Source organism: Dactylosporangium sp. NBC_01737, assembly GCF_035963215.1.
Taxonomy (GTDB): domain Bacteria; phylum Actinomycetota; class Actinomycetes; order Mycobacteriales; family Micromonosporaceae; genus Dactylosporangium.
Window position 1 is genome coordinate 5,086,284 of the sequence record NZ_CP109153.1, and the last position, 21,806, is coordinate 5,108,089.

Genomic DNA, 21,806 nt, shown 5'->3' on the forward strand with positions numbered 1-21,806 from the left:
AGGCAGTACACATGCAGCAGCAGAAGCCGGCGCTGGACGGGGTCCGCGTCGTTGAACTCGGCCAGCTCATCGCCGGGCCGTTCTGCGGCCAGCTGCTGGCCGACTTCGGCGCCGACGTCGTCAAGGTCGAACAGCCCGGCGACGGCGACCCGATGCGCCGCTGGGGCCACAGCAAGGACGGCCGGTCGCTGTCGTGGAGCGTCATCGCCCGCGGGAAACGCAGCGTCACCGCCGATCTGAAGTCCGCCGAGGGCAGAGCGTTCGTGCTCGAGCTCGCCGCGCAGGCCGACGTCGTCGTCGAGAACTTCCGGCCGGGCACCCTGGAACGCTACGGCCTCGGCTGGGAGGAGCTGTCCGCCGTGAACCCGGGCCTGATCCTCGTGCGGGTCAGCGGGTTCGGGCAGACGGGCCCGTACGCGTCGCGCGCAGGGTACGGCTCGATCGGTGAGGCGATGGGCGGCCTGCGGCACCTCGTCGGCGACCCGGACCGCCCGCCGAGCCGTACCGGACTGTCCATCGGGGACATGCTCGCCGGGATGCACGCCGCCTTCGGTGCGGTCCTCGCCCTGCATGCCCGGCAGCGCACCGGCGCCGGGCAGGTCGTCGACGTGTCCATCTACGAGTCCGTCCTGGCCATGACGGAGGCCCTGGTCGCCGACTACGCGATCGCCGGCGTCACCCGCGAACGGTCCGGGGCGGTCCTGCCGGGGGTCGCACCGTCCAATGTGTACCCGACCGCAGACGGCGACTTCGTCCTCGTCGCGGCGAACCAGGACACCGTCTTCCGCCGTCTCACCGCCGCGATGGGCCGGCCCGACCTGGCCACGTCGGCGGAGTACGCCACCCACGTCGCCCGCGGCGCGCACCAGCACGACCTCGACGACCTGATCGCGAAGTGGACCGCCGGGCAAACCGCCGACGACCTCCTCGACGTGCTGGAGGAGCATGCCGTACCAGCCGGGCGGGTGTACACAGCCCGGGACATGCTCGCCGACCCGCAGTTCCAGGCCCGGGAGAGCATCGTGCAGGTCGTCGACGCCACCCTCGGCCCGGTCCCGATGCAGAACGTGACGCCGCGGTTGTCGGCGACCCCGGGCGCCATCCGGTGGACCGGCCCGGAGCTGGGCGCCCACGACGAGGAGGTCAGGGCGGCCCTGTGATCTCGTGGCGGGCCGACAGGATGTGGGCCCGCATCGCGGCCTCGGCCCAGGCGGAGTCCTGCCCGGCGATCGCCGCCAGGATCTCCCAGTGCTGCGCCAGGCTGACCCGCAGCCGGACGGGGGAGTAGTTCAGGAACGTCCGGACGACGACCGGCACCTGGACGAGACCGCGGATCAGGCCCGGCAGCAGCGAGTTCGCCGACGCCTCGTGGATGAGGGCGTGGAAGCGGTCGTTGAGGTCCACCACAGTGGACAGGTCGGTCTCGGCCGCGTCCATCGCGTCGCAGAGCACCTCGAGGGCGGCCCGCTGCTCGTCGGTGGCGTGTCGGGCGGCGAGCGCCGCGGCGCGTCCTTCGAGGAGGGCACGGACGGAGAACAGTTCGTCGAGCTGGGTTCTGGTCCACGTCCGCACGTATGCGCCCCGGTTCGGGAACACGTCGATGAGGCCTTCGGAGTGCAATCGACGGATCGCCTCGCGGACCGGGGTGCGGCTCACCGGCGGGGGCGAGCGCGACACCGGCCGTCACGGCCGCCACGGCGGCCACGGCCATGCCGATGCGGGCCGCACGCTGCGCACCGGTCCGCGTCGCCAGGTACGGACCCATGAGCCGGTCGCGCCGCCGCAGCACCGACCACAGGATGACCAGCGCGCGCCGGTCGCGCCGCCCGCGCCGGCGCGTTGGGGCTGTCCAGAGTGGACGGCCTGACCGTCTCCGAGCTGGAGAAGCGGATTCTCAAGCAGGCGATCGGCGCCCGAAACAAGTTTGCCGTGCTGCGGAGGCGATGACGGTGCACACAATGCCGGCGCGAAACGGCACCGACGACAACGTCCGCACCATGCACCTGCTCGGCGGGCGGCGCGTCACCGTTGCGGACCTCCTCGCGGCGAACCTGATCGAGGCTGGCGCCGAGCTGCGCTTCGTCCGGGCACGGATCGGCGTCACGTACCACGCCAAGGTCACGGAGGACGGTCGCATCCGGCTGCAGCCCGACGGCAGGGAGTATCGTTCACCGTCGCGAGCCGCGATGGTCGCCGCCGGCATGCGGGCCGTGGACGGATGGCGGGCCTGGCAAGTGGTATGTCGACGAGACCTACGTGAAGGTCAACGGTGTCTGGCGGTACGTGTACCGGGCCGTCGACCAGGACGGCCAGGTCATCGACGTACTCGTCTCCGCCCGCCGCGATGCCGCCACGGCACGCCGGTTCTTCCGCCGGGCGATGGCCACCCTGAAGGTGCGGCCCGCCGAGGTTGTCACTGACGCGGCGCCGGTGTACCCGGCGGTGCTCGATGAGCTGGTTCCCGCGCGGACTGCGGACCGACCGGACCGCACAGACGATCATCGCCGGACACGCGTTCGTGCAGAACCTGCGCCGTGGACACTACGAACTCGGAGTCGATGCCCCGCGTGGGCTCCGCGTCGCTGTGGCGTTCGCCGAGCTCGCCGCCGCCATCTGAAGACTCGCCGCACTCACGCAAAACGCGCCCTCCGACCAGCGAACACAACAGCGCCGCTTCGGGACCGAGCACGCCGCCAGCCAGGGCCACGACCACGCCGACGGCGGCGAGCAGGGCCCGGCTGCGCTGCATGCCGCTGATGGTGTCCATCGCCGCGACCGGCGAAACCTTGCGGCGGCGCCAACCTCGGCGGCCGGTCGCGCGTCATGGATGGATGAGCGTGCGAAGGTTCTGGGCGGCCGTGCTGTTGCTGGCCGCGTCGATCGGCGTGTTGCGGTTCGCCGCCACGCAGTCCGAGTTGGAGCGGTGCTCGGCCGGGGGCGTGGGCCCGCTGCCATGGCTGGCCGTGGCCGGGATGGTGGCGGCCTGCGTGACGGCGTTCTCGGCCGCGCGGGAGGCCTATGGGTGGTGGGCGGCCCCCGCCGGGCTGCTCTTCGGGGCGGCGGCGATCGGGCTGCTGTGCTCGGGCTGGCTCGTGACGTTCGGTCAGGGCGCGTTCTCCTCCGGCTGTGTCTGATCACCGCCCGATCACAACACGAGCGGCGTGCCGGGCTCGGCCTCGGTGATGGTGGGCAGCTGGCCCGGCTCTGGCGGTGCAGGCCGGCCGCCCTGTAGCTGCCGAAAATGCCGTCCGCACAGGTCAGGCGGCATGTTGGTACTCGTGGAGGATGCCGCCGAGGCGGTCGCGTCTTCGGATGTCGAGGCGGGTGATCTGTTCTGGATCGGTGATCGGGTGCGGGTAGTGAGCGGAGTGGTCGGGCGTTCGCGATGCCCTGGTGTGGGCGGTGGCCGTTGTAGAACTGTTCGAACTCGTGCAGGACGTGGAGCAGGTGCCGCTGGTTCCAGATCAGGGTCCGGTCCAGCAGTTCGCGGCGGCAGGTCTGGACCCACCGTTCCATAATCGAGTTCATGCCCGGCATCTGGATGCCACTGAGGACGACGTCGATGCCCGCGGCGGCGAGGATGGCGTCGAACAGTTCGGGGTGCTTGCCGTCTCGGTCGCGGAGCATGTACCGCGCCCGGGAACCGTTGTATTCGAGGTCCATGACGAGGTTCTTCACGGTCTGTGCCACCCACGCGGTGGTGGGGTGCCCGGTGGCGCCGAGGATGCGGATTCGGCGGCGGACCGGAACGCGGCGCTGCACCACCCCGTAGACGTCGAGCCAGGCCCGCCGCTGCTCGTGCTCACCGGCCAAGGCGCAGCGGCCGGTGACGCCGACGTGGAAGCGACCGTGTCGCGTACGTCGGTTGCGGTACGCGATGTGGCGACTGTTGCTGACGACTGGTCTGCGCCGTGGCGGATTGTGCGGGTTGATGTGGCAAGATCTGGAGCCGGACCTGACCACGCTGACAGTGCGTCGGCAGCGGGTGGTGGAACACCCGACCGGTCGGGTGCGAGAGAAGCCGCCCAACTCGCACAACGGCACTTGCAGGCTGCTGCTCGATGCGGGAACGCTTCAGGCGCTGACCGATACCGGGCGACGTGCGAAGGCGGCGCTCGTGCCGGGGTACATGTTCACCGATCGTGGTGGTCAGCCGCTACTTCCGGACAATGTGACCAGCCGGTTCAACTGGCTCGCTGTGGTGCCGTTGCGTTATCCGATCGGAGGCGCGTTGAGCCGGCGGGTCGGCCGACCGTCAGGTGGCGGTGGCAAGTTCGGTGAACGCTGCGGCGATGCGGTGTTCGTGTGGGGCGTCGAGTCCGAGTTCGTAGTGTCCGCGGCGCAGGTTCTGCATGAAGGCGTGCCCGGCGATGATCGTCTGTGCGGTCCGGTCGGCGCGTTGCCCGCGCATCGGTCTGAGCCGGTGCTTGAGCTGGCCATGGTCGGCCTCGATCGGGTTTGTTGGCGTACTGCTCGACGTGATGCCACGCCGACGGCACCAGCTCATGGAGGACCGCCGGGTACACCTGCGCGGCGTCGGTGACGACCTCGGTCGGTGTCACCTTCAACATGGCCAACGCCCGCCGGAAGAACCGGCGTGCCGCAGCGCATCCCGACGGACCGAGACGAGCACGTCGATGACCTGCCCGTGCTGGTCGATCGCCCGGTACACGTACCGCCAGACACCGGCGACCTTGATATAGGTCTCGTCGACGAACCACCGGTCGCCTGGTGCGTGCCGGCAGAACCTGGCCGCGTCAGCCAGCAACGGTGCGAAGCGCTGCACCCACCGGTAGATCGTCACGTGGTCGACTGTCGGCGCTCACGTAATTCGGCTCTGGCACTCATTCGGTGATCGACTGATCTTGATGGTTTGATCGTTCCCTTGTGGAGCTTGTTGGCGCGTTGTTCCCGCATCTGCATGGCGTGGTGGTGGACCGGGTCGTGCTGGCGGAGTCCAGCGTTCATGTGGAGGCGCGTTGCGTCGCGTCGGCGGCACCGTGTCCGAGCTGCCGCGGGTCATCCGTGAGGGTGCATAGCCGGTATCGGCGTCGGTTGGCCGATCTGGCGATCGCCGGGCGGCGGGTGCTGATCCAGCTGATGGTGCGCAGGTTCTTCTGCACCGATGCCAGCTGTGACCGGAAGATCTTCGCCGAGCAGATCGGCCTGGCCTCCCGGTATGCGCGCCGAACCGACCTCGCTGGCGGCGTTCTGGAGACCGTCGCGTTGGCGCTGGGCGGACGGCCGGGCGCGCGGATGACTGATGCGCTCGAAGTCCCGGTCAACCGGATGACGTTACTGCGTGTCATCCGCCGCATCCCAGACCGCCCCGTCCAGGCGCCGGAAGTGCTTGGCGTCGACGACTTCGCGATCAAGAAAGGCCAGAACTACGCGACGATCCTGCTCGATATGGCCACGCACCGGCCGATCGACGTCCTGCCCGACCGCACCGCGGACACCTTCGCCGCATGGCTGCGCCAGCATCCGGGCGTTCGCGTCATCTGCCGCGACCGCGGCGGCAACTATGCCATCGGCGCCCGAGCCGGCGCCCCGAACGCGATCCAGGTCGCCGACCGCTACCACCTGTGGGCCAACCTCGGCGAGGCCGTCGAGAAGACGGTACTGGCACACCGGGCCTGCCTGCACCCGCCCGAACCCACCACCGGCAGCCAGCTCGAACCGGCACCCGTCCAGACCGCACCGCCGCCTGACGGAGTCCGTGACGTTCACGGCCGCGACCGACCGCTGGTCACCCGAACCCAGGAACGCTACGCCGCGGTGCAGACTCTGCTGGCCCAGGGCAAGTCCCTGAGCACGATCTGCCGGGAGCTCAACCTGGAACGGGGAACGGTCAGACGGTTCGCCCGCGCCGAAAGCCTCGACGAGCTGCTGTTCAAGGCAACGCACCGGGTGACCAAACTCGACCCGTTCAAGGCCTACCTGATCGAACGCTGGAACCACGGCCAGACCGACGCCGCGGCCCTGTTCCGGGACCTGCTCGAGCAGGGCTACCAGGGCGGCAAGCTGACCGTCCGCCGCTTCCTGCACCAGTTCCGCGGCCACCAACACGTCCCGCGACCCGGGCCGCGTCCGATCAAGCCTCGCCACGCCACTCGATGGATCATGACCAGACCCGACCGGCTCACGGATGCCGACCAAGCCTGTCTCCGTCAGATCCGCGACTGCTGCCCCGAACTCGACCGCACCGCCGATTACGTGCGCGCCTTCGCCGTCATGATGACCGGACGGCAAGGCGGCAACCTCGAGCACTGGTTCACCACGATCGAGGGCGACGACCTTCCCGCGCTGCGGTCCCTCGCTATCGGCATGCGCCGCGACCAGGAGGCCATCACCAACGGCCTCACCCTGCGCCACAGCTCAGGAGCAGTCGAAGGCGCAGTCACCAGAGCCAAAGCCATCAAACGCGCCATGTACGGCCGCGCCAACCTCGACCTGCTCCGCAAACGCATCCTCGCCCAGCACTGACATCCCCATCCGTCGATCACCGAATGAGTGCCAGAGCCGAATTACGTGAGCGCTGACAACAAAGAACGCCGACCATTGTGGTCGGGGCAGCAGCCGGGACAACGCGGCCAGGGCCACTCTATCCTCGGGCCGTAGATCGGGGCGGTGTACCTGCCGGCGAAGTACCGCCACCTGATGGCGCAACACGAGCAGTCCGACGTCTTTCGCGCCGCCGTCGCGGGCGAGCTGCGTCAGCATCTGCAAGATCTGGCGCAGGAGCAGGTACACCAGCGAAGCGGTCATGACCCCATCATGGCCGCTACCGGCGGGGGACCTCACACATAGGCGCACGTCAGAGACCCGCACCGAATTTACGAGCCCGACAGGATCAGCGGAAGCTGGACCGCATCGACAACAACGTGGTCCGGACGGGCAACGTCCGCCGCCCCGGTTACCCACAGACTGACATCGATCGCCGTGATCACTGGTGACGGGCGACCCCGGTTGCCTGCACATTCATGTCCGTATGTGGCTGACGGGAGTTACGTTGCCGACACGTTGGCGTTCGCATGATTTCGTTGCGGTGAGCTGGTTGCGGGCGTCGCGTCCGGTGACCCTCGCTCTGTCCGCGCTGCTGGTGCTGGGCGGGATGGTCAGCGTCGACCAGCAGGCCGCCCAGGCGGCGCCCGCCAGTCCATCAGGGGTCGTAAATCCTCAAGGGCAGTCGGCTGCCGTGTCCGGTGTGCCGGGCCGTGCCCGGCCCGGGGTCGAGTCCGACAAGGCGGCGCTGGGGAAGGTGCCGGCGCCGGTGTGGCCGGTGGCCGGGTCGGCGGTGGTGCCGGTGAGCGGGACGGCACAGGCGAAGCAGCAGGGGACCATGATGGCGCCGGGCGGGTTGCCGGTGATGGTCCGGGCCGGTGGCCCGGTGTCCGAGCCGCGTTCCGCCGGGGAGCAGGCCGCGCAGAGCGCCGCCGCGGCGGTGTCGCAGGTTCGGGTTTCGGTGCTCGGCCAGGATGTGGCCGCGTCGTTGGGGGTCAAGGGTGTGGTGCTGACCGTGAACCGGGCGGACGGTGCCGCGCGGTCCGGTTCGGTGGGCCTGGACGTGGACTACGCGGCGTTCGCGACAGGCTACGGCGGTGACTACGGCGGCCGACTGCGGCTGGTGTCGCTGCCCTCATGCGCGACGAGCACGCCGTCACTGCCGCAGTGTCAGGTGCAGACGCCGTTGAGGTCGGTGAACAACCCGGTGTCGAAGCGGGTGTCGTTCGATGCGGTGTCGGTGCCGGGTGATCCGGCTGTGGTGGCGGGTGGGTCGAAGTCTGCCAGTTCGGGGTCTGCTGGTGTGGTGTTGGCGTTGACGTCGGGTACGGCGTCGCAGGCAGGTGACTGGTCGAAGACGTCGTTGTCGCCGTCGGCGTCGTGGTCGCAGGGCGGTTCGTCGGGTGACTTCACCTACTCGGTGCCGTTGAAGGTGCCGCCGTCGTTGGGTGGTCCCACCCCGAATCTGCAGTTGCAGTACAGCTCGGGCGGTCTGGACGGCAAGACGGTGGCCACCAATGCGCAGGCGTCGTGGGTCGGTGACGGCTGGGACCTCGATCTGGGCTATATCGAGCGGTCGTACCGTGGTTGTTCCGATGACGGCAATGCCACTGGTGACTTGTGTTGGACGTCGGCGAACGGTGACAACGAGCCGATCTCGATCGTGCTGGACGGCGTGTCGGGGCAGTTGGTGCGGGACAGCGCCACTGGTGAGTACAAGTCGGCGATCCACACGGGTTGGAGTTTCAAGAAGTACACCGGTGCGGTCAACTATGACAACGACGGTGAGTTCTGGCAGGTGATGTCGCCGGACGGGACGCAGTACTTCTTCGGTCACGGCGGGGCCTACAGCGCGACGGCGGCGCAGACGTATTCCACGGGGATCGTGCCGGTGTACGGCAACAACAGTGGGGAGCCGTGTTACAAGACGTCGGCGCAGGGTGGGTATGCGGCGTCGTCGTGTCCGCAGGCGTACCGGTGGAACCTGGACTATGTCGTGGACCCGCGCGGCAACAGCGAGACGATCTTCTATCAGAAGACGACCGCGAACTACGGGCACAACAACGGCAACGGTGTCGCCGCGTACGACATCAATGTGTTTCCGGTGCGGATCGAGTACGGCACGCGGCAGGGCAGTGAGGGCGCGGCGGGGAAACCGGCTCCGATGGTGGTCGACTTCGTGGTGAACCCGGCCGGCCGGTGCAACGACGTGGGGTCCTGCGGGATCGACGTGCCGTGGGATCAGTACTGTGTGCAGACGTCGTGCCCGAACCTGACCAGCCCGGCGTATTTCATGCAGTGGGCGCTGGCGTCGGTGACGACGAAGGTGCTGACGAACCCGGCCACGGCCACGTATCAGAACGTCGACCAGTGGACCCTCGATCATGACTTCCTGAATCCGGGTGATGCCAGTCCGGCGGCGTTGTGGCTGGAGGGGTTGCAGCACACCGGGTTCAAGGGCGGCACGGCGTTGTCGGAGCCGCCGATGGCGTTCGGTGGTGGGGCGTTGGACAACCGGGTCGACTACAACATCGCTGCTGGTGTGCTCAAGCTGCGCCGGTTCCGGCTGAGCAGTATCGAGAACGGCACCGGTGGTCTGGTGACGGTGTACTACGCGGGAACGGACTGCAGCCCGACGAGCATCCCCGAGGGCAGCGCGAACAACAACATCTACCGGTGTTTCCCGCAGTACTGGTCGCCGGAGGGTGGTACGGCCGGGTTCGGCTGGTTCCACAAGTATGTCGTGACCGCGGTGCAGCAGACGGACCTGGCGGATTCAACGGCGCCGCCGGTGTTGACCAGTTACAGCTACAGCCTGACGCATTCCTCGACGAACGTGTTGTGGGGTCACGATGCGTCCGAGACGTCGCCGCTGTCGCGGCGGTCGTGGTCGGACTGGCGCGGTTACACCGATGTCACCACCACGACCGGGCCGGTCGGCGGCACGCAGACGGTGTCCTCGGCGCTGTACTACCGCGGTCTGCACGGTGACCGGGCCAGCGACACCGGCGGCACCCGTACATCCACCATCACCGACTCCCAAGGCACCACGACCGACTTCTACATGCTGCGCGGGAAGCTGCGGGAGGACACGTCGTTCCGGCCGGGTGGTCTGGCGTACTCCTCGACACTGCACACCTACGGCTACGGCACGGTCGCGACCCGGGCTCTCGCATACGGGATGGGGAACCTGGTCGCGAACAACTTCGCCGAGGTCGAGACCCGCACCCGCACCCACATCACCACCCCGGCGGGGGTTGAGGGATGGCGGTGGACCAAGACCACCACCGTCACCGACAGCTACACGCTGCCCACCCTGATCCGCGACTGGGGCGACGAGGCCGACCCGAACGACGACCGCTGCACCGAGATCACCTACGCCGACCGCAGCGTCGACCCGGCCAACGGCCGCTACCACGTCAACTACCAGCGCACGAACATCCAGACCGCCTGCACGGTCGTCGACGGCAACGACCTTCTCGCCGGGACGTTCTTCTACTACGACGGCAACACCACCGGCACCGGCCCGGTCAGTCAAGGCCTTGTCACCAGGGTCGACGCGATGAGCGGAGCGACGGGTGCGTCTCCGCTGTGGCAGAACACCACGAACGCCGGCTACGACGCATACGGCCGGGTGGTCTGGACCCGCGACCCGATGAACGACAACGCGCACAAGACCACCATGCAGTACACCCCGGCTGCGGACGCCCCGGTCACAACGACCGTGACCACGAACCCGCTCGGCCACGTCATGACTGTCACGACGGACGGCGTACGCGGCGTCCCGGTCACGGTGAAGGACGCCAACAACAAGACCACCACCGCCGTCCACGACCCGCTGGGCCGGCTCACCGACGTGTGGCTCAACCGTACCGCCACCGGTACTGCGGACCTCCACTACGTCTATGCGCTCTACACGGGCTCAGGGACGATCAACTCGATCACCACGACCAAACTCGGCCCGAACGGCAACGGGATCACCAGCTACGACCTGTACGACGGCAACCTGCGGCAACGGCAGCAGCAACGGCCCGCCCCGCAGGCCAACGGCGGGCGGATCGTCACCGACACCCAGTACGACGGGCGCGGCCTCAGCGCCAAGACGACCACCTTCTGGAACTCCAGCGCCCCGGCCGCCACGCTCGTCGGGTTCTCCGACACCGACCCGGGTGTCAAGAACCAGCACCGGTACACGTACGACAGCCTGGAGCGGCCGACGGTTGACGCGCTGTACTCCATCAACACGCTGAAGTGGCAGACCACCACCGCCTTTGACGGCAACTCCATCACCGTCACACCTCCAGCCGGCGGCACCCCCACCACCACGTACGTGAACGGCCGTGGCAAGACCACCGAGCTGCGCCAGTACCTCAGCGGCGCACCCACGGGCAGCCACCACGTCACCACGTATTCCTACGATCGCCTCGACCGGCTGCGGACTGTTTCCGACCAGTCCGGAAACACCTGGACCACCAGCTACAACCGGCTCGGCCAGGTCATCTCGGCCACCGACCCCGACAAGGGCACGACCAGCACCAGTTACGACCTGGGCGGCCGACCGTCGACGGTCACCGACGCGCGCCCCGGTTCCAGCACGACCCTCACCTACGACGCGCTCGGGCGCAGGACCGGCCTGTACGACGGGGTCGGCACGACCGGGTTCAAACGGGCGTCCTGGACGTACGACACGCTCGCCAAGGGACAGTTGACCTCATCCACCCGGTACGTCGGCACCGACGCGTTCACCACCACGGTCACCGGCTACGACGACGGCTACCGGCCACTCGGTGTCACCACGGTGATCCCGTCGAGCCTGAGCATGCCGTGGCTGCCGAACGGCACCTACACCACGTCGAAGACGTACAACGTCGACGGGTCGACCGCCACCGTGTCATACCCGGCGGCAGGCGGCCTGCCCGCCGAGACACTGACCACCGCCTACGACACCACCGGCAGAGCGCTCACCCTGAGCGGTCTGGAACCGTACGTCGCCGGAACGAGCTACCAGACTTTCGGCGCGATCTACCAGCAGATCCTCGGCTCCGGTGCGAAGCGGGTCAGGCAGACCACCGCCATCGACGAGACAACCGGCCGGCTCACCAGCAGCAAGACCGAGACCGAGAACGCCGCGAGCCCCAACACGTGGGCCGAGCGGCTCACCGAAGGCTACGGCTACGACCAGGCCGGCAACGTCAAGACCATCACCGAAACGCTCGGCGGATCGGTCGTGTCCAACCAGTGCTTCGGCTACGACGCACTGCGCGAACTGACCGAGGCGTGGACCACGACCGCCGCCACCTGCCAGGCCAACCCGTCCGCCGCCGTGATCGGCGGACCCGACCCGTACTGGACCAGCTACCGGTACGCCACCGGCACCGGCAGCTACAACAGCGGCAACCGCACCCAGGAGATCCGCCACGCCATCGGCGGCGGCACCGACACCACCCGCACCTACACCTACCCCGGCACCGGCAAACGGCACACCCTTACCAGCGTGACCGCCGCCGGCGGCAGCAGCGGCACCGACAGCTACACCTACGACAACGCCGGCAACATGCTCACCCGAAACGTCACCGGCAAACCCGGTCAGACCCTGACCTGGGACGTCGAGGGTCACCTCGCCACCGTCACGGACAGCACCGGCACCAGCAGCTACATCTACGGCGCCGACGGCACCCGCCTCGTCGCCAAGGACCCGGCCGGGGCGACCGTGTACCTGGACGGCTACGAACTGCGCAAGGTCGGCAGCACCGTAACCTGCACCCGCTTCTACGGCGTCGCCAGCCGCACCCCGGCCGGCCTCACCTGGATCACCGCGGACCATCACGGCACCGGACAACTCGCGGTCGACGCGGCCACCCAGGCCGTCACACGACGCAGGACCGACCCGTTCGGCAACCCCCGCGGCACCGACCCAACCTGGCCCAACACCAAGGGGTTCGTCGGTGGCACCCGCGACACCACCACACTCACCCACCTCGGCGCCCGCGAATACGAACCCACCACCGGCCGGTTCATCTCCGACGACCCGATCACCGACGGCAACGACCCGCAGCAGCTCAACGGATACACCTACGCCAGCAGCAACCCGACCACCGGCTCCGACCCGAGTGGATTGCGCAACTGCTCCGACCCCGTCGACTGCGCCGGGGATCCCACCCAGAAAGGCAACCCCGGATACGGCAACGGCGCCAACCCGGGAAGCTCCGCGAAGAACTGCCCAGGTGTCGGCAACTGCCACAAGCCGCGACCGGACGTATCCCCGCCGTGCGTTAAGGACCCGAACTGCAAGCCTTACGTGGACGAGGAGGCCGAACGTCAACGCCTCCTCGCGGAGATGATTTCGATCGCGCGTGGAGCCAACGTCGACCATATCCAACACCTGATCGACCGATGTCGCGCGGAGGATTGGGGAGCGATCTGCGACGAGATGAGCAACCAGGTCGGACCGGCGCAGAAGGCGATGTGCGCGGTGCTCGCCGAACAGTGCATCCAGGCGTTCTTCGCCCAGATGTGGGCCGAGAATTTCGCCTCGGAGGTGCTCAAGGGCAAGACGGTGACCGCCGGCGAGGCGAACGCCATCCAGCACGGACTGTGGATGGCGTACATGATGGTGATGGGCATTTCGGAGCACAATGCCCTGCTGCTGGGCACGGCGCACGAGATGGACGTCCACGTGACGAAAAGCGGCGTCAAACATGACTGGGGCAGTGAGGCGTCGCAGATCGACCTTCACAACAACAAGGTCGGCGTCTACTACGGAAAGCAGATGGCGCCGCACATCAAGTTGGACATCTGGGACTCGAAGGAAACGGCGCGCGTGATAGCGGGGATCATCGAAGGCACTGTGACTTCGGGAAGCTGTACCGCCATCTGCTACTACAACTACGGCACGTTCTAACCTTCGCATCCACGAGAATGATTGAGTGAAGGGGTGTCCGCAATGCGTTCGGTGCGGTCGTGGGTCGTGGCGGTGGTCAGCGTCCTGCTGCTGACGGCGTGCCACGGGCCGCGGCTGCCCGACGCGGCGGCTCCGGCCTCGCGGCAGGTTCCCGACCTGCGGCGAGGCTTCGTCGGCGCGGCTTCCTGGATGCCCGGCGACTGGGTCTACTTCACGTACTCGGCGTCCGGCACGCCGAGCCAGCTGTGGCGCCGGCCGCTGGACGGATCGGCGGCAGCGCAGCGGGTGTCGTTCACCCCACCGGCCGGCAGCTGCAACCTCGGCGCGATCACAGCGCTGCAACCCCTGGCCGATGGCGTCCTGGCGGTCGCGGCGAGCTGCGACATCAGCGACGGCTACCGCGGGTTCGTCGCGTTGCTCGACGTCCATACCGAAAACGCCCGGCTGCTGGTGTCGTTCCCGTCGTTCGCCGGCAACGCGGTCGCGGTCCTGCCCGACCACACCGGCGCGTTCGTCACCGCCGAAGCACCCGACGGGCTGTGCCAGGCGCTGGCGTTCTTCCACACCCGGCAGGGACTGCGGCCGTTCACCCACCTGGTGACGGTAGGATCGAGCACCTTCTGGCCCGATGGGCTGTTCCGCGCACCAGCCGACCGCCCGACGTGCGGGTCCACCGGCGACGCCGGGTGGCCGGCCGTGACCAGCGACGGCTCGACCCTGTACTTCCTCGCCCGCGCGGCACCGTCGGACCGCAGCGACCGGATGACCACAGCGGACGGAGCGATTTTCCGGACGCCGACAGCCGGCGAGGCCCCACCCGTCCAAGTATGGGCAGGTGTCCGCGCACCGACCGGCCTCGCCACGCTCTCGATGAACGGCCGCACCCTGATCGCGGTGGCAGGACTGATCGAGCACCGGTCTGTGGTCCAGGCCATCCGCCCAGACGACGGCACCATCGTACGGACATGGGTCGGCCAGTACCGCAGCCTGTCCACCTCACCGGACGGCCACCACCTACTGGCGGTCAAGACAGGCGACGCCGGCACCGAGTTCGAGACCCTGGACATCGCGTGACCTGAGATCTCGTTGGCGTCACCGGCGAGTCCTTCAATCGCCACGAGTCGACGTGTTGGCATTGCAGCCGGCGTTGCCTTCCGGACCCCCACGGCTCTTGCCCTGCTTGCGCTCCGGCGCTTCCGCTGGGAGCGAATCTGCGGTGGGGTGGGGGTATGACAACCGTGCCGGCCGAACTGCCCGAGATCCCGCTGTCCCGGCTGCGCCTGCGACGGTTTCTGGTGCCCCTGCCGTACGTCCTGCTCGGTGTGTCGGCGGTACTGGCCCTGCTGAGCCCGGGCCTGAGCGCACGCGAGCGGCTGGTCACCGCGATCGCGGTCGCGGCCGCAGCCGCCTGGGCGCTGGGCATGTACACGCTGCGCCCGCCGTCGTGGACCCGACGGACCGGTCCGATGCTGCTGTACGTCGGCGTCCAGCTGGCCCTGTCGGCGGTACTGACGTCCTGGCAGCCGGTCTTTTTCGTCTTCGCAACCGTCGGCTTCGTGCAGGCCTATGAGGTGCTGCCGGCACGGTGGGCGTTCCTGAGCGTCTTCCTGACCTCCTGCCTGGTCAACGTGCTACCGAGCGGCCTACCCAACACCCCGCAGTGGGCCGTGATGCTGGTGTTGATCGTGGCCCTGCAGACGTTTCTCATCGGCTGGTTCGGTTATCTGGGGTACCGCTTCACCGATGAGACCGAACAGCGTCACCAGGCGGTGGCGCAGTTGCGGGCCGCGCTCGCCGAGAACGCTGACCTGCACGGACAGCTGCTCGAGCAGGCTCGCGAGGCCGGCGTCCACCACGAGCGGCAGCGGATGGCTCGCGAGATCCACGACACCCTGGCTCAGGGACTGACCGGCATCATCACGCAGCTGCAGGCCGCCGAGCGGGTCCGTGACGATCCGCGGCTGTGGCGGCACCACGTCGACCAGGTCCACGCGCTGGCCCGGGCAAACTTGGCCGCAGCTCGCCGCTCGGTCGCCGCGCTCGGCCCGCAGGAACTGGAGGACCTTCGGCTGCACGAGGCCCTGTCCGACCTTGCCGCGCGGTGGTCGCGGACCTCCGACGTGCCGGTGCAGATGGACATCACGGGGGAGGTCCGCACGCTGCACACCGAGATCGAGGTCACGCTGTTCCGGGCCGCGCAGGAGGCGCTGGCCAACGTGGCCAAGCACGCCGACGCTGGCCGGGTCGCCGTCACGCTGTCCTACCTTGACGATGTCGTGTTGCTCGACGTGCGCGACGACGGCGCCGGCTTCGACCCGGCGGCGGTGCCGTCCGGCGGCGCCGGCGGCTTCGGTCTGTACGGTGTACGCCAGCGAGCGGAACGCGTGCAGGGCACCCTCACCATCGAGACTGAACCCGGTAACGGCACCACCCTCAACGTCACCGTGCCGGCCCTGACCCCGGAAACGAGGTCGACGTGACCCAGCCCATCCGCCTGCTCATCGTTGACGACCATCCGATCGTGCGCGACGGGCTGCGGGGCGCGTTCGCCGGCACCGCCGAGTTCGAGGTCGTCGGCGACGCCGATGACGGCGCCACGGCGGTCGAGCGGGCCGTCGAGCTGCGGCCGGACGTCGTACTCATGGACCTGCGCATGCCGGCGGTCGACGGCACCGAGGCGATCCGGCGGCTGCGGCAACAGGCGCCGGAGGTGCGGGTACTGGTACTGACCACGTTCGACACCGACCAGGACGTGCTGCCCGCCATCGAGGCCGGCGCCACCGGATACCTGTTGAAGGACGCTGCCGTCGAGGACCTGCTCCGCGCGGTGCGCTCCGCCGCGCGGGGCGAATCGGTGCTGGCGCCCGCCGTCGCCGCACGGCTCATGGGCCGGATCCGCCGCCCGGTGTCGGGCACGCTGAGCCAGCGCGAACTGCAGGTGCTCAAGCTCATCGCCGACGGCGCCGGCAACCGCGAGGCGGCCGCCGGTCTGCTCATCAGCGAGGCGAGCGTCAAGACCCACCTTCTACGCATCTACGAAAAACTCGGGGTCCGCGACCGGGCCGCCGCGGTCGCCGAGGCGTTCCGCCGAGGCCTGGTCTCGTAGCCACCCGCCAGCCTGGCGGCGGTGATCACGTCGGTGGCGTCCGTGCGGACCTCGGCCGCATCGGAAGGTTGAACGTATCCACCGATCGGTTGACAGCGGGGCTCCCCGATTGTTGTGTCGCACGGTCGATCCGCCACGACGCGCGATCACGCAGACTGAACCGCCGAGGAACTCTCCAGCAGTACATGGGGGATGATGGATGATGCTGGCAACGCACACGGTGGACCTGTCCCCGCTCGCGCCGGCCGAGCGATTCGACTACTGGGCCGATCTCGTGGCCAAGGAGGTCGCGCCCAACCAGATCAGCAGCACGCACACGCATGATTTCGACGCCTGGATGCGCATGAGCAGTCTCGGGGCGCTCACCCTCACGACGCTCCGATTTCCGTCACTGACCACCCGGCGGACGGAGAAACTGATCCGCCGCAGTGATCCTGCGCAGTACCATTTGACGCTGCTGACATCGGGTGCCGGCACGGTCGAGCAGAACCGGTGTGTGTCGGCCATCTACCCGAGGCATTTCACGCTGCTCACCTCCTCCCACCCCTACGAGGCGTCCCACGGCATCCGGTCGGCTACGCCGGAGCCAGCGGGTTTCGTCGTCGTGGCCATCCCACACGCACAGCTGCCGCTGCCGCACGACAAGGTCAGCCGACTGTTCGGCGTGCCCCTGCCGGCAGCCGGGGGGATCGGCATGCTGCTGGCGCAGCACCTGCAGCAGATCAGCGCCCATCCCGAGCAGTACCGCGCATCGGACGCCACGCTCCTGGCGGGCATTGCCCTCAACCTGATCACCGCACTGCTCGCGCAGCACCTCGACGGCGCAGATTTGCTGTCGAGAAACGTCCAGCAGGTGGCGCTGCGCACCCGCATCGACATGTTCATCGACGCGAACCTCGGCCGACCGGACCTCGGTCCGCAGATGATCGCCGCAGCGCACAACGTCTCGATGACGACGCTGAAGCGTCTCTTCCGGACCGGGGAAACGCCGGTGGCCGAGGTGGTCCGAACACGACGGCTGGAGCGCTGCCGGACGGACCTGGCCGACCCCGGACTGCGCGACCGTCCCGTACACGCCATCGCCCGCCGCTGGGGATTCTGCTCCACCGCCCACTTCAGTCGCCTCTTTCGGCAGCAGTACGGGATGCCCCCCAACGAGTACCGGATGAGGAACTGACCACCGCCGCCGCGCGGCGCAGATGCGGCAGAGGTGGTCCCTGGGCGACGCCGTCCGGCCGGATGAAGAACCGATGCTCCCCGCGCACGCGGGGGTGGTCCCGCGCAGGAAGAGCTCGGCTGACCGCGCGAACCTACCATCCATTGTGGACGTGACGCGGCCGCGCAACGGTTCTACCGCTCCCGCGGCGGCGTCCAGGTGGAGACGGCGCTGTCCGGGCGGACTAGACGATCTATTCGTGCGCCCAGCAGAACTGGAGGTGAAGCCGTGAGCGGCTGATCCTTGTGGTTCGTCAGCTCGTCGTCGCCTGCCGGTGGAAGTCCGGTCCGGGTAGCTGCCAGGAGGCCCGGTAGCAGGCTGGCGGCTCGGTCTGGAAACGGATCGGGTCGAAGCCCAGCGTCAAAAGCCCCTTTGGGGGAGCAACGATGCGGTCCGTAGCGTGAAGCGAAACCTGCGGCGTCGTTACGTCACCTGCCTGTGAGGGTGGGCCAAGGGAGAGCCGAGCCCGCGAATACGGGGCGAAGGCCATGGACGCGGTGTAGATCCTGGATTGCAGCCGTCAAGAACTCCCCGGCGTAGGGGGCACGGAACGTATCGAGGGTGGCGACGGGAACTGGGAGGCCCTCCCCGGCCCGGTGACCTGCGGAATGTGTCGCCGGAGCGTGGTGTCCTATAACTGGTTCACGCCGGGAAGTGGATCACTGGCCGGGTGGGCGTCGGAGGCGGCCGTAGTACTGCTGGAGCCGAGCGGACAACAGAACCGCCGGTGAGGGAAGGGCCGCTACTTCGTCGATGCGTCTGCTGTCTGGAGATGCCCGGTGAGTGCCGTTTCGGCTAGTCCCACCGCTCAACCTGCCGCGCGGGCTCGAGGTAGCCAGCGCCGCGCTTGCGCCACTCTGTTCGACGCCATGGTCGCGCTGCTGAATGCCGACCCGGTCGGCAGTGCGCGGCTCGACGTGGGGTGCCGGGACACCGCGCGGCTGTTCGCGCCGGCCAAATTCCATGTACCGGTTTGTGGCGCGCCGGGGTGGGTAGCGGCGCCCGGTGGGATCGCAGCCGGAGACGACGGTCCCGGCAGTGCCGGTCCCGATCACGGGTATTCCATTCGGTCCGCTCCTGCGAGTCCGCTGCATCAGGTCACCGACCAACCGCCGGTAGGCGCGGTTCACGGAAGGAATGCCGACGTCCAGCATGGCGCCGCCATCAGCGGATGAAGACGAGCGGGGACAGCGGCCGCATCTGCTCGGCCGCGGGATGCTATTGCTCTTCATTGCTCTGATCGGCTGTTTCACCGCTTGGGGCATAGCGCAGGACCTGACCACGCCGATGGTGGCGGGCTTCAAGCGCATCTTCGCGATGAGCACCTTCCAAGCGTCGCTCGTCCAGTTGGCCTACTTCGGCGCGTATTTCCTGCTTGCGCTCCCGGCGGCCTTTATCAACCAGCGCTTCGGCTACAAGACGGGAATCCTGACCGGACTGGGGCTGGCGGCGCTGGGCGCCTTCCTCTTCTATCCGGCCAGCAAGATCATGACGTACGAGGCGTTCCTGCTGGCCCTGTTTGCGATGGCCGCCGGCTGCTCGGTCCTGGAGACCTCCGCGAACCCGTACGTCATGTCACTCGGCCCGGAAGAGACGGCGACCCGGCGACTGAACTTCGCCCAGGCATTCAATCCGGTGGGGACGAACATCGGTGTGCTGCTGGCTTCGACGCTCATCCTGCCCAAACTCGCTGAACCGGTGGACATCTCGTCGCTGAGCCAGGACCAGCTGCACGCCATCCGCGCGAGCGAGCTCGGCGCCGTGATGGTCCCTTACCTCGGGCTGGCCGTCCTCCTGGTACTCATCGCCGTCGCCATCGCGAGTCAGAAGGCGCCGCCGATCGTTGAGGAGTTCCCCGGCGATGGCCAGCACACCGGCGGCACCGGCCACTTGTTCGGCGTGTTGTGGCGCAGCAAGCAGTACCGCTTCGGGGTGATCGCGCAGTTTGCGAACATCGCGGCTCAGGTGTGCACCTGGACGTTCCTGATCCAGTATGTGCAGCAGGCGCTGGGCGGCAGCCTGCAGAAGGGCGGCGCCTATCTTCAGGTCAGCTTGCTCCTCTTCCTTGGATCACGCTTCCTGATGACGTGGGTGATCGGTCGCGTACGTGCCACCAAGGTGCTCGCCGTGCTGGCCTTCCTGGCGGTGGTGCTCTGCTTGTTCGCGATATCGGTTCCCAATCTCGCCGGAGTACTCGCCGTGGTGGCCCTGTCGTTCTGTCTGTCGCTCATGTTCCCGACGATCTACGGCGTTGCCCTCAAAGGGCTCGGGCCGGCGACCAAGTTCGGCGCCGCCGGCCTCGTGATGGCCATCGTGGGCGGCGCGATCATGCCGCTGCTACAGGGCAAGCTCCTGGACCAGACGAGCGCGGCGATCTCCTTCGTTGTCCCAGCCGTCTGCTTCGCCGTCGTCGGGCTCTACGCCCTCTACGACCTCAGGGCCGCGCCCGGGTCCGTCCGCGGGAGTACCGAGCCGGGCCGGCCCGGCGATGCCGGGCCGAGCACCGTCACCGGGGGAGCGGCATGAGCCGCCGGCGCCGCGCGGTCGCGGCAGTCGCAGTCATGGCGCTCACCGTGGCCGGCTGCGGCGCGCAGAAGCCGACGAGCGCCACGACAGATACCAGGCAGCTCGAGATCGTGTCATGGTGGACCTCCGGGTCGGAGGCCGCCGCGCTGAGCGTCCTCTTCTCCGCCATGCACCAGACAAATCCGAATGTCGATACCGTCAATGCCGCGGTAGCAGGCGGCGCCGGGTCAGAGGCGGTCGTGGCACTGGCCAGGCGGCTGCAGCACGGCAACCCACCCGACGTCTGGCAGACCTTCGCGGGCAAGTCCGTGCAGGGCTACGCCGACCGCGGCGTCATCCGCGATGTCGCGTCAGTCTTCGCCGACGGTGACCTCCGTGCGACGATGCAGCCGGCCATTCTGCGTTCGCTCATGCACGACGGCAACCCGTACGGGGTGCCGACGGGTGCCCATCGCAGCAACGTGCTGTGGTTCAACATCGAGCTCCTCAACCGAGCGGGCGTCACGCCGCCCTCCAGCGACTACACCCTCGCCGCCTTCCTGGACGGCCTGCAAAAGGTCAAGGCGTCCGGAGCCACCCCCCTATGTCTCGGCGGCAAGGACCCGTTCACCACCATCGAGCTGTTCGAGAACGTGCTACTTGGCGCAATCGGGGTGAAGGGTTGGCAGGACATGGCCGGCGACCGCCTCAACTGGCGCAGCGCGCAGGTGCGGACGGCGCTGCGGACCTTCGGCGACATCCTCGCCTACGCCGATCCCGGGGCCGGCACGTTGACCTGGGACACGGCGACAAAGAAGCTCGCCACAGGTGGTTGCGCCTTCGAGTCCATGAACGACTCGGCGTATGGCGAGCTGGTCGCCGACGGCGCACAGGAGGGCAAAGACTTCGGAGCTGTGGCGTTTCCCGGCACCGGCGATAGTTTCCTCGCGGTCGTCGACGTCTTCGTGGCCGCGACCAGGGCCAAGAACGCCAAGAACGCCCTTGCCTTCCTCAGCGACATCAGCAAGCCGACGACCCAAATTCCGTTCAGCAAGGCGAAGGGGTCGGTACCGGTGCTCCGGAACATTGATACTTCGTCCCTGTCCGCATACCAGCGCAATGCCTCGAAGAGCCTCTGGGGCTCGCCGGTGCTGCTGTCGGTCGCCCACGGCGAGGCCATGAGCCCGGAGTTCCAGGAGGGCTTCTACGACGCCGTGTCGACCTACGTGCGTACCCGCGATCCGGACGCTTTCGCCCGGGATCTCGAAAACGCGGTCACCAAGGACAAGATCCCGCCACGCTGACGCGTGGCTCGGGCGTTGTCGCTCACGGCGCGGAGCACGATCCTGCTGCGTACGACGAGGAGGCGTCGGATGCGCGTGGCGGTCTACAACCACCAGTGCGCGATGTCCTGCAGGAAGTGCCGGATCTCGTCGCGCCCGCTGCCGCGTCGTCCTTGACACCGCTGTCGTCGACGCGCCACCGGCGGTCGAACGTTTTACGGCGGCCGGCACCTACAACGCCTGGCCGACACCTGCTGGCCGACGCCGCCGGCGTCTACGACCTGCGGGATT

At 68.3% G+C, this 21,806-nt stretch carries 12 protein-coding genes and 4 pseudogenes; 12 read left to right on the forward strand and 4 right to left on the reverse strand.

Going from position 1 to position 21,806, the window contains the following annotated elements; genetic code table 11:
* Window positions 1-11 precede the first annotated feature (11 nt).
* Window positions 12-1,160, forward strand: coding sequence for a CaiB/BaiF CoA transferase family protein (locus OHA72_RS23010; RefSeq protein WP_327009845.1), 1,149 nt, complete (start codon window positions 12-14; stop codon window positions 1,158-1,160).
* On the opposite strand, the gene OHA72_RS23015 is transcribed toward OHA72_RS23010, so the two are convergent.
* Window positions 1,144-1,656 carry a GntR family transcriptional regulator gene (locus OHA72_RS23015; RefSeq protein WP_327009846.1) on the reverse strand — a complete coding sequence of 171 codons (513 nt, stop codon included), beginning with the start codon at window positions 1,654-1,656 and terminating at the stop codon, window positions 1,144-1,146. The two genes, OHA72_RS23010 and OHA72_RS23015, sit on opposite strands and share 17 nt — an antisense overlap.
* Before the next feature lie 341 nt (window positions 1,657-1,997).
* Here OHA72_RS23015 and OHA72_RS64805 point away from each other — a divergent pair.
* The 3 genes and pseudogenes from OHA72_RS64805 to OHA72_RS23025 all read left to right on the forward strand — a co-directional run.
* Window positions 1,998-2,177 (forward strand): annotated as a pseudogene (locus tag OHA72_RS64805) (hypothetical protein); the annotation flags it as partial.
* A gap of 55 nt (window positions 2,178-2,232) precedes the next feature.
* Window positions 2,233-2,617, forward strand: a pseudogene (locus OHA72_RS23020) (DDE-type integrase/transposase/recombinase); the annotation flags it as partial.
* Between the two features lie 214 nt (window positions 2,618-2,831).
* Window positions 2,832-3,134 (forward strand): hypothetical protein, encoded by a 303-nt coding sequence (locus tag OHA72_RS23025; RefSeq protein ID WP_327011995.1) that lies wholly within the window; start codon window positions 2,832-2,834, stop codon window positions 3,132-3,134.
* 295 nt (window positions 3,135-3,429) lie between these two features.
* Here the strand turns inward: OHA72_RS23025 and OHA72_RS23030 are convergent.
* A pseudogene (locus tag OHA72_RS23030) lies at window positions 3,430-3,663 on the reverse strand (hypothetical protein); the annotation flags it as partial.
* Between the two features lie 592 nt (window positions 3,664-4,255).
* Window positions 4,256-4,813, reverse strand: a pseudogene (locus tag OHA72_RS23035) (IS6 family transposase); the annotation flags it as partial.
* 212 nt (window positions 4,814-5,025) lie between these two features.
* On the opposite strand from OHA72_RS23035, the gene OHA72_RS23040 reads away from it, so the two are divergent.
* Window positions 5,026-6,486: an ISL3 family transposase gene (locus tag OHA72_RS23040; protein WP_327011643.1), complete on the forward strand. Its 1,461-nt coding sequence runs from the start codon at window positions 5,026-5,028 to the stop codon at window positions 6,484-6,486.
* Here OHA72_RS23040 and OHA72_RS23045 read toward each other — a convergent pair.
* On the reverse strand, window positions 6,379-6,768 hold the full coding sequence (locus OHA72_RS23045; protein ID WP_327009847.1) for a hypothetical protein: 390 nt from the start codon (window positions 6,766-6,768) through the stop codon (window positions 6,379-6,381). The genes OHA72_RS23040 and OHA72_RS23045 overlap by 108 nt on opposite strands.
* A gap of 280 nt (window positions 6,769-7,048) precedes the next feature.
* Here OHA72_RS23045 and OHA72_RS23050 point away from each other — a divergent pair, with 280 nt between their 5' ends.
* The 7 genes from OHA72_RS23050 (at window position 7,049) to OHA72_RS23080 (ending at window position 21,536) form a co-directional block, all read left to right on the forward strand.
* Window positions 7,049-13,405 (forward strand): RHS repeat-associated core domain-containing protein, encoded by a 6,357-nt coding sequence (locus OHA72_RS23050; RefSeq protein ID WP_327009848.1) that lies wholly within the window; start codon window positions 7,049-7,051, stop codon window positions 13,403-13,405.
* A gap of 42 nt (window positions 13,406-13,447) precedes the next feature.
* The gene (locus tag OHA72_RS23055; RefSeq protein ID WP_327009849.1) at window positions 13,448-14,479 is read left to right on the forward strand and encodes a TolB-like translocation protein; all 1,032 of its coding nucleotides are present in this window, start codon (window positions 13,448-13,450) and stop codon (window positions 14,477-14,479) included.
* A gap of 155 nt (window positions 14,480-14,634) precedes the next feature.
* Entirely contained in the window at window positions 14,635-15,885 is a 1,251-nt protein-coding gene (locus OHA72_RS23060; RefSeq protein WP_327009850.1) for a sensor histidine kinase, read from the forward strand.
* Window positions 15,882-16,511, forward strand: coding sequence for a response regulator (locus tag OHA72_RS23065; protein ID WP_327009851.1), 630 nt, complete (start codon window positions 15,882-15,884; stop codon window positions 16,509-16,511). Before OHA72_RS23060 ends, OHA72_RS23065 begins: the two co-directional genes overlap by 4 nt.
* A gap of 199 nt (window positions 16,512-16,710) precedes the next feature.
* Entirely contained in the window at window positions 16,711-17,688 is a 978-nt protein-coding gene (locus OHA72_RS23070) for an AraC-like ligand-binding domain-containing protein (protein WP_327009852.1), read from the forward strand.
* Between the two features lie 1,191 nt (window positions 17,689-18,879).
* Window positions 18,880-20,253 carry an L-fucose:H+ symporter permease gene (fucP, locus tag OHA72_RS23075; protein WP_327009853.1) on the forward strand — a complete coding sequence of 458 codons (1,374 nt, stop codon included), beginning with the start codon at window positions 18,880-18,882 and terminating at the stop codon, window positions 20,251-20,253.
* Window positions 20,254-20,288: 35 nt separating this feature from the next.
* Window positions 20,289-21,536: an ABC transporter substrate-binding protein gene (locus OHA72_RS23080; protein ID WP_327009854.1), complete on the forward strand. Its 1,248-nt coding sequence runs from the start codon at window positions 20,289-20,291 to the stop codon at window positions 21,534-21,536.
* The last annotated feature ends 270 nt before the right edge of the window (window positions 21,537-21,806 follow it).

What these genes read in the sequence shown, in the direction of transcription:
- fucP (WP_327009853.1), top strand. Translation starts at nt 18,880, where the DNA reads ATGGCGCCGCCATCAGCGGATGAAGACGAGCGGGGACAGCGGCCGCAT.
- OHA72_RS23045 (WP_327009847.1), bottom strand. Translation starts at nt 6,768, where the DNA reads ATGACCGCTTCGCTGGTGTACCTGCTCCTGCGCCAGATCTTGCAGATG.
- OHA72_RS23010 (WP_327009845.1), top strand. Translation starts at nt 12, where the DNA reads ATGCAGCAGCAGAAGCCGGCGCTGGACGGGGTCCGCGTCGTTGAACTC.
- OHA72_RS23025 (WP_327011995.1), top strand. Translation starts at nt 2,832, where the DNA reads ATGAGCGTGCGAAGGTTCTGGGCGGCCGTGCTGTTGCTGGCCGCGTCG.
- OHA72_RS23070 (WP_327009852.1), top strand. Translation starts at nt 16,711, where the DNA reads ATGATGCTGGCAACGCACACGGTGGACCTGTCCCCGCTCGCGCCGGCC.
- OHA72_RS23080 (WP_327009854.1), top strand. Translation starts at nt 20,289, where the DNA reads ATGGCGCTCACCGTGGCCGGCTGCGGCGCGCAGAAGCCGACGAGCGCC.
- OHA72_RS23060 (WP_327009850.1), top strand. Translation starts at nt 14,635, where the DNA reads ATGACAACCGTGCCGGCCGAACTGCCCGAGATCCCGCTGTCCCGGCTG.
- OHA72_RS23055 (WP_327009849.1), top strand. Translation starts at nt 13,448, where the DNA reads ATGCGTTCGGTGCGGTCGTGGGTCGTGGCGGTGGTCAGCGTCCTGCTG.